The sequence below is a fragment of the Luteimonas sp. 22616 genome (assembly GCF_052044325.1).
GTDB lineage: Bacteria > Pseudomonadota > Gammaproteobacteria > Xanthomonadales > Xanthomonadaceae > Luteimonas.
In genome coordinates this window covers 1,625,575-1,637,102 of record NZ_JBQEMW010000001.1, presented here as the reverse complement: position 1 = coordinate 1,637,102, position 11,528 = coordinate 1,625,575, and the positions used below count along the sequence as shown (strand labels likewise).

The 11,528-nt window shown below is 68.6% G+C and carries 10 protein-coding genes; 2 read left to right on the top strand and 8 right to left on the bottom strand.

Annotated elements, in window-relative coordinates; translation table 11 throughout:
• Positions 1–72: 72 nt before the first annotated feature.
• Positions 73–2,727 carry a methyl-accepting chemotaxis protein gene (locus ACTJIL_RS07525; RefSeq protein WP_440754918.1) on the bottom strand — a complete coding sequence of 885 codons (2,655 nt, stop codon included), beginning with the start codon at positions 2,725–2,727 and terminating at the stop codon, positions 73–75.
• A gap of 220 nt (positions 2,728–2,947) precedes the next feature.
• Between ACTJIL_RS07525 and ACTJIL_RS07520 the strand changes: the two genes are divergently transcribed.
• On the top strand, positions 2,948–3,259 hold the full coding sequence (locus ACTJIL_RS07520) for an energy transducer TonB (protein ID WP_440754917.1): 312 nt from the start codon (positions 2,948–2,950) through the stop codon (positions 3,257–3,259).
• Positions 3,260–3,467: 208 nt separating this feature from the next.
• Entirely contained in the window at positions 3,468–3,776 is a 309-nt protein-coding gene (locus ACTJIL_RS07515; protein ID WP_440754916.1) for an energy transducer TonB, read from the top strand.
• Positions 3,777–4,006: 230 nt separating this feature from the next.
• Here ACTJIL_RS07515 and ACTJIL_RS07510 read toward each other — a convergent pair whose 3' ends face one another.
• The 7 genes from ACTJIL_RS07510 to ACTJIL_RS07480 all read right to left on the bottom strand — a co-directional run bounded on the left by ACTJIL_RS07510 (position 4,007) and on the right by ACTJIL_RS07480 (position 11,527).
• On the bottom strand, positions 4,007–6,283 hold the full coding sequence (locus ACTJIL_RS07510) for a diguanylate cyclase domain-containing protein (protein WP_440754915.1): 2,277 nt from the start codon (positions 6,281–6,283) through the stop codon (positions 4,007–4,009).
• 233 nt (positions 6,284–6,516) lie between these two features.
• The gene (locus tag ACTJIL_RS07505) at positions 6,517–7,038 is read right to left on the bottom strand and encodes a chemotaxis protein CheW (RefSeq protein ID WP_440754914.1); all 522 of its coding nucleotides are present in this window, start codon (positions 7,036–7,038) and stop codon (positions 6,517–6,519) included.
• A gap of 50 nt (positions 7,039–7,088) precedes the next feature.
• Positions 7,089–9,080, bottom strand: coding sequence for a chemotaxis protein CheA (locus ACTJIL_RS07500; RefSeq protein ID WP_440754913.1), 1,992 nt, complete (start codon positions 9,078–9,080; stop codon positions 7,089–7,091).
• A 23-nt stretch (positions 9,081–9,103) separates the two neighbouring features.
• A complete protein-coding gene (locus ACTJIL_RS07495; RefSeq protein ID WP_440754912.1) occupies positions 9,104–9,475 on the bottom strand; it encodes a response regulator in 372 nt (123 codons plus the stop codon).
• Positions 9,476–9,562: 87 nt separating this feature from the next.
• Positions 9,563–9,847, bottom strand: coding sequence for an STAS domain-containing protein (locus ACTJIL_RS07490; RefSeq protein WP_440754911.1), 285 nt, complete (start codon positions 9,845–9,847; stop codon positions 9,563–9,565).
• A gap of 211 nt (positions 9,848–10,058) precedes the next feature.
• Positions 10,059–10,757: a chemotaxis protein CheW gene (locus tag ACTJIL_RS07485; RefSeq protein ID WP_440754910.1), complete on the bottom strand. Its 699-nt coding sequence runs from the start codon at positions 10,755–10,757 to the stop codon at positions 10,059–10,061.
• Entirely contained in the window at positions 10,754–11,527 is a 774-nt protein-coding gene (locus tag ACTJIL_RS07480; protein WP_440754909.1) for a ParA family protein, read from the bottom strand. The genes ACTJIL_RS07485 and ACTJIL_RS07480 overlap by 4 nt, the downstream gene beginning before the upstream one ends.
• Between the last annotated feature and the right edge of the window lies 1 nt (position 11,528).

Below are 11,528 nucleotides of genomic sequence, written 5' to 3'. Positions count from 1 at the left end.
ATGGATGCGGCCGCCCGCCGCCGGCGCGATCCCCGCCGGACTGGAACCGCGCGCCGGGCACGGGCATGGCCATCAGAATTCCTGCCAGTGCGCGTCGCTGCCGGTGGCGACGAGCGCTGCGCCCGGGCGCGGCTTGGCGCGGCTGGCGACCACTGCCGGCTTGCGCCCGGTGCCCGGCATCTCGACCACGCTGGCGGCGTGCTGCCCGCGGCCATCTTCGGTCCGCGCTCCAGGGGACGCATGCGCCACCGGTTCCGGCCGCGTGTCGAGACGGAACACCGCCACCGTCTGCACCAGCTGTTCGGACTGCTGCTCCATGCTGCGTGCGGCAGCGGAGGCTTCCTCGACCAACGCTGCGTTCTGCTGGGTGCTTTCGTCCATGTGGGTGATGGCCTGGTTGACCTGCTCGATGCCCGCGGTCTGCTCCTGAGAGGCCGCCGAGATGTCGGCGATGATGTCAGTGACGCGCTTCACGCTGGTCACGATCTCGCCCATCGTCTTGCCGGCCTGGTCGACCAATTGGTTGCCGTGCTCGACCTTGTCGACCGAATCGGTGATCAGCTGCTTGATCTCCTTGGCTGCACCGGCCGAGCGCTGTGCAAGCGAGCGCACTTCGGCGGCGACCACCGCAAAACCGCGGCCCTGTTCGCCGGCGCGCGCGGCCTCGACCGCGGCGTTAAGCGCCAGGATGTTGGTCTGGAAGGCGATGCCGTCGATCACTCCGATGATGTCGACCACCTTGCGCGAGGACTCGTGGATCGCGGTCATGGTCTCGACCACCTTGCCGACCACCTCGCCGCCCAGGGAGGCGACATCGACGGCGCCAACGGCGAGCTGGTTGGCCTGGCGGGCGTTGTCGGCGTTCTGGCGAACGGTGGAAGTGAGCTCCTCCATCGACGAGGCGGTTTCCTCCAGCGAGGCTGCCTGCTGCTCCGTGCGCTGCGACAGGTCGTTGTTGCCCGACGCGATCTCGCCCGCGGCGGTACTGATCGCGTCGCTGCCGAGGCGGATCTGGCCGACGACTTGCGCCAGCCGGCGGACGGTGCCGTTGGCGTTGGCGGCGAGCTGGCCGAACTGGCCGGGCAGGTCGGCGTTGGCCTCGCGGGTCAGGTCGCCCTCGGCGACCGCGGCCAGCAGCGCGCCGATGTCGCCGAGGCCGTCGTCGGCGCTGGTCATCAGCGCATTGAGGCTTTCGATCATTTCGCGATAAACGAACTCGAAGCGTTGCGCATCGCCGCGCTGGCTGAAGTCGCCGGCCACCGCGGCGTCGACCAGGCCCTTGAGCTCGGCGTTGACCGCATGCATGCCGGCCTTGACCGCATCGACCGCAGCGGTGACCTGCGCCTTCTTGCCCGGGTAGCGCTCGATGTCCATCGACAGGTCGCCGCGCGCATACGCGCCGACGATCTCGATCACCCGCATCTTCACCGCGATGTGCGAGCCGACCAGGGTGTTGATCTCGTCGGCCATCACCCCGAACGAGCCCGGAAACGCTTCGGCGTCGAGGCGCTCGTCGATCTCGCCTTCCTGGTGCGCCTCGAACAGGACGCGCTGGGCGCCGGAGAAGTTGCGCAGCGCATCAGCCGCGCGCTGCAGGCTTGCAGCGATGTCGCGCAGTTCGTCGTGGCTGTGGACGCGCACCCGTTCCGGGAACTGCCCGGCAGCCAATTGCTCGGCGGCATCCTGGATCACGCGCAGCGAGGCGCGCGTGCTGCGGCTGAAGCCGAGGAACAGGTAGGCAGACAACAACAGCACCAGCACGATGACCAGCGAGGTGGTGATCGCGCGTTGCTGCAGGCGAGAGATTTCGGCGGTGGCGGCGGCCTGCAGCGATTCGGTCGCGCTGCGCAGCGCCGACGCCATCGCCAGGCGTGTGGCATGGTCGCGCGCGGCCATTGCCTTGACCGGCAGGACAGGCGTGTCGGCGTCGAGCACCTGTGACTGGATCAGCTGGTTCTGCTTGTCGACGAGTTCCTGGGTGGCACGCAGGTGCACGCCGATGCCGCTGGCCAGCGACGGCATCCGTTCCTCGGCGTTCTTCAGTTCGAGTTCGATGCGGCCGCGCAGGAAGTCCTGCATGTTGCGCGAGACCGCCAGGCCGATGCGGTCGTCCACCCAGATCGCGCCCTCGCCGAGCACGCGGATGCCGACTGCACCCTGTAGCGATGTCGATTCGGACAGCGTCGGCAGCCATTCACTGGCCGCGCGCGCCATGTACAGCACCGCCGGGGCGCGGGAATGCGCCGCGCCGCTGACGTCGGACACGATGCCCATCTGCGCGCGTACCGCGTCGATCGCAGCGGTGTGGTCCGAGATGGCGGCGCTGGCGCTGGCATGGGCGCCGAGCGCCCTGGCCCATGCGGCGCGCGTTGCCTTCGCCGATCCGGTCAATGCGTCGTCATCGAAGCTTGCCGCCCGCCAGCGGTCGCCGGCGGCGAGTGCGCGCTCGACGTCCGTCGCCGCCCTGGCCAATGCGTCATCCGGCACCTTGTCCTTCGCCACCTCGCGCGCCAGCAACTGGCGGCGGTCCTGCATGGCCAGCATCGCGTCGTGCAGGCTCGCCAGTCCGGCAGTGGTTGAACGTTCCGTCTTCGCCTCCGCGATCTCGCCAAGCGAGCGCGTCAGCAGCACGCCGGCGAGCACGCCGCAGGTGAGCATGAAGGAAGCGCCGATCAGCAGCGCCTTGCGGCCGAAGCTCAATCGCGACATCAGCCGGGTGGCGGGCATCAACAGAAGATCGAGCACGCGTGGGGAACTAACGGACATGGTGGCCTCGCATGAGGAAGACGGACCCGATGCGGGTCGACACCCCTCGAAATCGGCGTGGCACCTGGAAACTTTAGGGCCGTGCAGGCCGGCAACCGCCGCGATGGCGTGCGCCGGGCTCAAGGAATCGCGACGGCGGTCGATTCCCTTGTTGTCGTTCGAAATCACCTGGGAGAACCCCATGCGCCAAAGCATCCTGCTGGCCGGTGCCATCGCCCTGTCCATGCTCCTTGCCATGCCCGCTCATGCCGAACTCAAGCCGATCAGCCGCGTGGACCCGGTCTATCCGCCCGATGCGGCGCGTTCGCAAATCACCGGGTTCGTGGAAGTCGAGTTCACCGTCGATGCCACCGGCAAGGTCGCCAGCGTTTCGGTGGTCGACGCCAAGCCGGCGCGCACTTTCGAGAGCGCCGCGGTGAAGGCGGTCAAGCAGTGGAAATTCGCGCCGGGCGAGGATGGCCGCGGCAAGGTGCGGCTGGACTTCAATCTCTAGAACCTGCTCCAGGATTGGACTCACGGATTCCCTGGCCGTCATCCCTGCTTTCGCGGGAATGACGAGCAGGAGTCGAACGGACAGCCCCGCACGGGGCTGCCAGCAAGGCTGCACTTCGCGCGGACGGAGGGCCGGAAACCCGTTCAAGAAATCCGTTCCGCGGTCGATACCGGCGGGGTCGTCCGACCCAACCCCCAGGAGATTTCCCATGCGTCACCCCGCCCCCTTCGCCATCGCCGCGCTGGCGCTGGCGTTCACCTTTGCCGCACACGCCGAACCCCAACCGATCAAGCGCGTGGAGCCGGTCTATCCGGTCGAAGCCGCGCGTGCCGGTACCAGCGGTTTCGTCGAGATCGAATACACCATCGATGCGGCCGGCAAGGTCGCCAATGTCTCGGTGGTCAATGCCCGCCCGGCACGCACCTTCGAGACCGCCGCGGTGAAGGCGGTCAAGCAGTGGCAGTTCGCACCCGGCGCCGGTGGCCGCGGCAAGGTGCGACTCGACTTCACGCTCTGAGCCGGCAGGCCGGCATCAGGAAAGACCTGGACAAGCCGGTAGCGTCATTCCGGGCGCAGCGGGGAACCACGAGGAACCAACGATATGGATTCCCGCCACGCTCGAAATGACGCTTGTCCAGGAGTCGCCCGAAGAACGCGCCGGAGATGGTGCGCATCTTCTGCTCCGGAGTCGGTATGGTCGAGTGGACGAGGTCGGCCGCGGCCACGCTATCGGGGGCCGACCGCAGCTTAACGCGCCTGTGACAGCACCGGCGCTGACGTTGCACCACCGTCGCTGTCGTGGTCATCGCCGCCTTCGTCGAGCCACAGCACGTCTTGGGTCTCGCGTTTCATCGACGCGTCATAGACCACATAGTTCTTCCTTCCCAGCGACTTGGCGCGGTACAGCGCCGTGTCGGCATCGCGCAGCAGCTCGTCTGCATGGGCATGGTTGCTGTCGGCCAGGGCGATGCCGATGCTGGTCGAGGTGTCCAGCACCTTGCCGTCGACCAGCACCGGTTCGAGCATGAGGTCGAGCACGCGTTGCGCGACCCTGGTTGCCGTCGCGGGCGTGTCGATGCGCTCGAGCAGGATCACGAACTCGTCGCCCGACAGGCGCGCGACCATGTCCGGTTCGCGTACGCAGGCCTGCAGGCGGCTGGCGACCTGCTTGAGCACCTCGTCGCCGGCGAGGTGGCCGAGACTGTCGTTGACGACCTTGAAGCGGTCGACGTCCATGTAGAGCAGCGCGCACTTGCTGCGTGGATCGTCGTCGAGGTGCCCCAGCAACTGGTTCAGCCTGCCGAGCAGGAAGCCGCGGTTCGGCAGTCCGGTCAGTGCGTCGTGCATGACCTCGTGCTTGAGCCGCGCCGCGATGCGTTCGCGTTCTCCGATCTCCTTGCGCAGTTCGTGGGTGCGCGCCTGCACGCGCTCCTCGAGCAAAACGAGTGCTTCCTGCTGGATCCTCGCGGCGCGGCGGCGATGCAGGCTGTTGGCGATCTGCGTGGCGACGAAGCCGAGCAGTTCCTGGTCCGCCGGCCCGTAGGTCATGGCCGGGTCGTAGCTCTGCACCGCGACCAGGCCGACCGCTTCGCCGTCGAAGATCAACGGCACGCCCAGCCAGCACACCGCCGACCTGGGCGCCGGCGATGCCTCGACCTCGCCCTGCTCGACGAGTGCCGCGAGGCGGGCACGGTCGCCGAGCAGCGGCCGCGCGCTGCGGAGCACGTATTCGCTGAGGCCGCGGCCGAGCGATCGGGCGCTCGGGCTGCGCAGCAGGTCGTCGACGTAGTAGGGGAACTCGAGCCGCTGGCGGTCTTCCGAGAGCAGGCCGATGAAGAAATTGCGCGCGTTGATAAGTTCGCCGACCACTTCGTGGATGTTGCGGTGGAAGGCTTCCTCGTCGAGGTCGGTCGTGGCCAGCTGCGCGATCCGGAACAGCGCCGCCTGCAGGCGTTCGGCGCGCTTGCGCTCGAGGATTTCCTGGTGCAGGCCGAGGTTGGCTTCAGCCAGTTCCACGGTGCGCTGGCGAACGCAGCGTTCGAGGTCCTCCTGGCGATGCTTGCGTTCCAGCGCGGTGAGGATATGACTGCCGACGAACTCCAGCAGCGCCTGGTCGTCAGCCGAATACACGATGCCGGGCTCGTAACTCTGCACCACCAGCGCGCCCTCGACCAGGTCGTCGCGCAGCATCGGCACGCCGAGCCAGTTGCAGCTGCCGGTGCCGATCCTGTATAGCGGACCGGACACCTGGGCGCGCAACTGCACCGAGTCCCCGCGCAAGGGCCTGCCGTCGCGCAGCAGGTAGCCGGTCAGCGTGCCGTCGAGTTCGCCGAGGGCCGTGTCGCCGGTCGGTGGTTCGTCCTTGACGTCGGCGTAGTAGAGGAAGCGAATGCGGCCGCTTTCGTTATCGAGCCGCACGATGAAGAAGTTTTCGGCATACATCAGCGTGCCGACGATGCCGTGGATGCCCTTGAGCAGGTCGGGTTCGTCCCGGTCGGATGCGGCAAGGTCGGAGATCGCGAACAGTGCACGCTGCACGCGTTCGGAATGTTCCAGCTGCCGCACTTTGCCATGGAGTTCGGCGACCACCCTGGTGTCGAGCAGACGCTGGTCGACGACGTGCAGCGGTTCGGCGGCCAGCGCTAGCAGGCCGGGCGCTTGATCCTGCCCGGCAAGCGCCAGCAATACCGCCGCATTGCTGCGCGGCAGCGGGATCGCGAGCGTCAGGCGGCCACCGGACCGAATGCGCGGCCGACCGCAGGCCAGGGCGTTGCGGGCGAGGGGCAGGTCGGCATCGGTATCGGTATCGTCGATGCCTGGCGACGGCGGTGGTTCGCACGACGGCGACCCGTCGGGACCCAGCCCCCACAGCACGCGAGCGCCGAGGCATCCGGGCAGCGCGCCCATCGCGTCGGCGGTGGCCTGCGCGACCGCTCGTTGCGTCGTGGCTGCCAGCAACGGTTCGAGCCACGTCAGCGACGGGACGGGTAGCGTCGGCAAGGCATCGGGTGCTGCAATGTCCATTCTGGTGCCGGGAGTGTTTCCTGGTTCGTTGGCATCGGGCAAAGCGCCCGTCGTGCGGGCGCGCAGTCTGGTCGACCCGCGCGGAAAATTGCATCGGCATCGATCATGTCCCTATATCGGCCGCGTCGGGCCAAGCTTTACTGGTTCCCGTGGGGCACCCGGGGTTTGCTGGAGCCGCTCCGTTGCCGGAGATCCCGCTGGCGTTGCCGGCATGGGTCAGCGCGCGGCGGCGATCACTGCAGCGCTGCGTCGGCCACCAGGCCCATCTCGGCGCTGCTCATCAGCCGCTCGATGTCGAGCAGGATCAGCATCCGCTCGTCGAGCGTGCCGATGCCGGTGAGGAACTGGCGGTCGATGGTCGCGCCCAGTTCCGGTACCGCGCGGACCTGCTTGTCGCCCAGGCGCACCACGTCGGACACGCTGTCAACGACCATGCCAACTACGCGGCCGCCGACGCTGAGCACGATCATCACCGTCAATGCGTTGTACTCGGCGCTCTGCAGGCGGAACTTCAGCCGCATGTCGATCACCGGCACGATGATGCCGCGCAGGTTGATCACGCCCTTGATGTAGTCGGGCGCGTCGGGCAGGCGGGTGACCGTGTCGTAGCTGCGGATTTCCTGCACCTTGAGGATGTCGACGCCGTATTCCTCTTCGCCCAAGACGAAGGTGAGGAACTCGCCGTTGCCGTCGGCGGCGTACGATGCGCCGGCGCCGGTGTGATGGTCGTCGCTGGCTTGCTGGGCATGGGGCATGGCGGATTCCTTCGGATGTCTGGAGTGGTGTGCGATCGCAGTACGGGTGGTCAGGCCGCGGCCGGCAGGCGCGCCGGGGGCACCAGGCCGCCGGCATCGACGATCAGCGCGACGCGGCCGTCGCCGAGGATGGTGGCGCCGGACACGCCCGGCACGCGGCGATAGTTGCTTTCCAGGTTCTTGACCACGACCTGCTGTTGGCCGAGCAGTTCGTCGACCTCCAGTGCGAGCCGGCGGCCATCGCTTTCCACCACCACCGCGATCCGCGCCGGCGCTTCGCCGCCGCTGCGTTCGCTGGGCAGGCCGTACTGCTCGGCGAGGTTGACCAGCGGCAGGTAGTCTTCGCGCACGCGCAGCACGCGGGTTTCGCCGGCGATGGTGCGCACGTCGGTGGCGGCCGGCAGCAACGATTCGACGACCATGCTCAGCGGCACGATGAACACCTCGTCGCCGACCGCGACCGACATGCCGTCAACGATCGCCAACGTCAGCGGCAGGCGGATCGTGACCGTGGTGCCGTGGCCATGGCGGCTGCCGATCTCGACCTGGCCGCCGAGCGCAGCAATATTCTTGCGCACCACGTCCATGCCGACGCCACGGCCCGACAAGTCGGTGAGTGCCTCGGCGGTGGAGAAGCCCGGTGCGAACACCAGGTCCCAGACCTGCGCGTCGCTGGCATTGTCCGGCACCGGCACGTTGCGCTCGGCGGCCTTGCGCAGGATCCGTTCGCGATCGAGGCCGCGACCGTCGTCGCTGATCTCGATGATGATGCAGGCGCCCTGGTGGGCGGCATCCAGCGTGACCGTGCCGGTCTGGTCCTTGCCCGCGGCGATGCGCTCTTCGGGCGATTCCAGGCCGTGGTCGATGGCATTGCGCACCAGGTGCACCAGCGGATCGACGATCTTCTCGATCACGCCCTTGTCCAGTTCGGTGGCCTCGCCGTGGGTGCGCAGCCGGACCTTCTTGCCGAGGCGGGTGGCGAGGTCGCGGACCATGCGCGGGAAGCGGCTGAACGCGAACTCGACCGGCAGCATGCGCACGCCCATGACCGATTCCTGCAGGTCGCGGGTGTTGCGCTCGAGCTGCACCAGACCCGACAACAGCGCCTCGTTGGCGATCGGATCGAGCTGTTCGGAGCGCTGCCGCAGCATCGCCTGGGTGATGACCAGTTCGCCGACCAGGTTGATCAGCGCATCGACCTTGGCAACCGCGACGCGGATCGAATTGTCGGCATCGCTGGCGCGGCGGCCGCCGGACGTGGCCGGTTCGAGGGGTGCGGCGAGTGCATCGCCGTCGGCCGCGGTGGCCGGCAGCGAAGGGGCGGCGGCGTGCACGGTGTCGATCGACAGCTCGCACTCGTCCTCGACCCAGGCGAAGGCTTCGTCGATCGCGGCGCGGGGCACCGTGCCCGGCAAGGTGAGGTCCCAGGCCAGATAGGCCTCGAACGGGTCCATCTCCGCGAACGGTGGCAGGCGGTTGTCGACGCAGCTCACGCCGAGTTCGCCGTGGCTGGCCAACTCGCGCAGAATCCGCAGCGGGTCGTTGCCGCTCATGAACAGGGAGGGCGCGGGAGCGAAACCGATGCGCCAGTCGCCGGTCGCCGAAGTCGTGTCGCCAGCGATGAATGGCGCGGCTGGCGTGGCAGTCGTCGCCGTCGCGGCGCCCGCGAGCAGGCGGTCGAGGCCGGCGCGCGCGCGGTCCAGAGCCGTCTGGTCGATGGCGCTACCGTGTTCGCACGCGGCGAGCAGCGTGCGCAACACGTCGACGGCCAGCAGCAGCGCACCGATCGCGTCGGCATCGAGCGCACGGCGGCAGCCTCGGGCCTCGTCCAGCAGGGTTTCCAGCAGGTGAGTGAGGTCGGTGATCGCGGTGAAGCCGAACGTTGCAGCGCCACCCTTGATCGAATGCGCCGCGCGGAACACGACGTTGATGGTTTCCGGGTCGTCGCTGCGGCTTTCCAGCGCGAGCAGGCCGCTTTCCATTGCATCGAGGCCTTCGCGACTCTCCTCGAAGAACGCGGCGTGGAAGCGGGTGATGTCCATGATCGGGCCTTGGCCGGATGGCCTCAGCCGAGCACCTTGCGGACCGTCGCGACCAGCTGGTCCGGGTCGAACGGCTTGACCAGCCAGCCGGTGGCGCCGGCCGCCTTGCCTTCCATCTTCTTGTCGCCACCGGACTCGGTGGTGAGCATCAGCAGCGGCGTGAACTTGTACGACGGCAGCTGGCGCAACTCGCGAATCAGCGCGATGCCGTCCATGCGCGGCATGTTGACGTCGGTGACGACGGCGTCGAAACGCTGGGTGCGGGCGATCTCGAGCGCGGCTTCGCCGTCCTCGGCCTCGCGCACGAGGTAGCCGCCCGAGGTCAGCGCGAAGGCGACCATCTGCCGCATGGAGGTGGAATCGTCGACGACGAGCAGTTCTTTTTGCGCGCTCATGCAGGAGCTCCGGTGTAGGCGCGGCGCGCGGGGGCACCGGGCATCTTCGAGGAAAGGATCAAGGCGGAGAATCGCGGCGTGCGCATGTCAGGACTGCGCCGCCGCGTCGACGCCGAGGCTGGCGGCGAGCGCCAGCTGGCGCGCGGCTTCGGCCAGGGTGGGTGAGGCCGCGGTGACGGTGGTCTGGCGCCCGCATGCGGCGCGGTCGCGGACGAAGGCATGCAGCAACTGCAGGCCGGCGGCGTGCACGCGTTGGACCTGGTCGCCGCTGAGCGCCAGCGGACCGTCCGTGTCCAGGTGCGGTTGCAGCGCCGCCTGGAGTTCGGCGAGGCATTCGATGCCGAGGTCGGCTTGCAAGGGAATCTGGTACATCGGTTTGGCCGCAGGCGGAGGTGTCCGACCGATATAACGGCCCGCTGCGACGCGACTTGAGCGGCGTGGGCGCATCGAAGCCGGTTGCCGCATTCAGTATCCGCGGAGTTGCGGCGCATTCCTGGCAAGGGGCCAGGGCGGTGCTTTGGAGCAAGACCGCTTCGGCTCGACCATCCAAGGGCGCTGCAGATGCCGTTACCGGTCCGCGTGATCAGCCATACAACGCGTTGGCATCGAGCAGTACGGTCGGCGTGGCGCCGACGCGGGCGACACCGAGGATGGCGCCGGGATCGTTGCCAGGCAGTGGCGGTTCGATGCGGTCGCGGCCAAGGGTGACCACGTCCTCGACGGTGCTGACCAGCACGCCGATCAATTCGTCGTCGCGCTCGACCACGACGATCCGGCTGCGGTCGTCGGGTTGCACGCAGGCAAGGCCGAGCCACAGGCCGAGGTCGAAGACCGGCACGATGCGGCCGCGCAGGTTCATCACGCCCAGCACCGCGCGGTCGGCGCCGCGCATGGCGACGATGGGCATGACCCGGACGACCTCCTGCACGCACAGCAGTTCAAGTGCGTAGCTGTCCGTGGCCACGGTGACGCGCACCCAGCGCGGCGGCTGGGCCGATGCGCTGGGCGTTGGGGGTGCCGGTTCAGGTGCGGGTGCAAGCCGAACTGGCGTAGTCGTCGCTGGCGCGGATTCGCCGGTAACGAGCGTTGCCATGGCCGGTGCGGGTTGTGCCGCGGCCGAATGCATCGTGGCAGGATGCGGCGGCTGCGCCGCAGGCGCGGCGATGACGTCGTGGCCGGCGGCGTCGCGCCGGGTGTCCGGATCGGCATCCGCGGTCGGCGTGTCGTCGAGCAGAGCCTCGAGGTAATCGTCGATCACGTCCATGGTCGCGGCCGGGTTCATGCGGCCTTTCTCGACGGCTTATCGGTCTGCTGCAGCAACCAGCGCAACGCGCGCAGGTAGGCATCGGCGCCGCGGCCGCTCGGCGCGACCGGACCGGCGAGCGCGCGCGCGTCGCGCAGGCGCGTGTCCATCGGCACTGCGCTCGGCCATGCCTTGCCTTCGTAGAGCGCGTGCAACTGCTCGAGGCTGTGCACGCCGGAACGCGTGCGGCGGTCGTACAAGGTCGGCAGCACGTGCTGCGGCAATGTCCGGTGGCGTGAGCGTTCGACCATCGCCGCGGTGCGCAGCATGTCGGCAAGGCCGTGCAATGCCAGCGGATCAGTCTGCGTCGGCACCACCAGCCGGTCGGCGGCGGCCAGTGCGTTGACCATCAGCAGTCCGAGCGTCGGCGGGCAATCCAGCAGTACGTGGTCGTAAAGCGTGTGCACGGCGTGCAATGCGCGCCCGAGCGCGAGCCCGAGTCCGGGCTGCGTGGCACCGCGGCGTTCCAGGGTCGCCAGTGCCGGTTGTGCGGCGATCAGCTTCAGGCCGGTGATGTCGGTGGTGCGCGCGAGCGAGGCCAGCGACGCGCTGCCACCGCTGAACAGGTCGTGGGTGCCGGCCGGCGGCGGGTTGGCCGGAATGCCAAAGGCACGTGTCAACGAGGCATGCGGATCGAGGTCGACCAGCAGCACGCGGTTGCCGGCCAGTGCCAGCCCGCGTGCCAGGCACAGGCTGGTGGTGGTCTTGCCGACTCCGCCCTTCTGGTTGGCGATCGCCCAGGTCTGCATG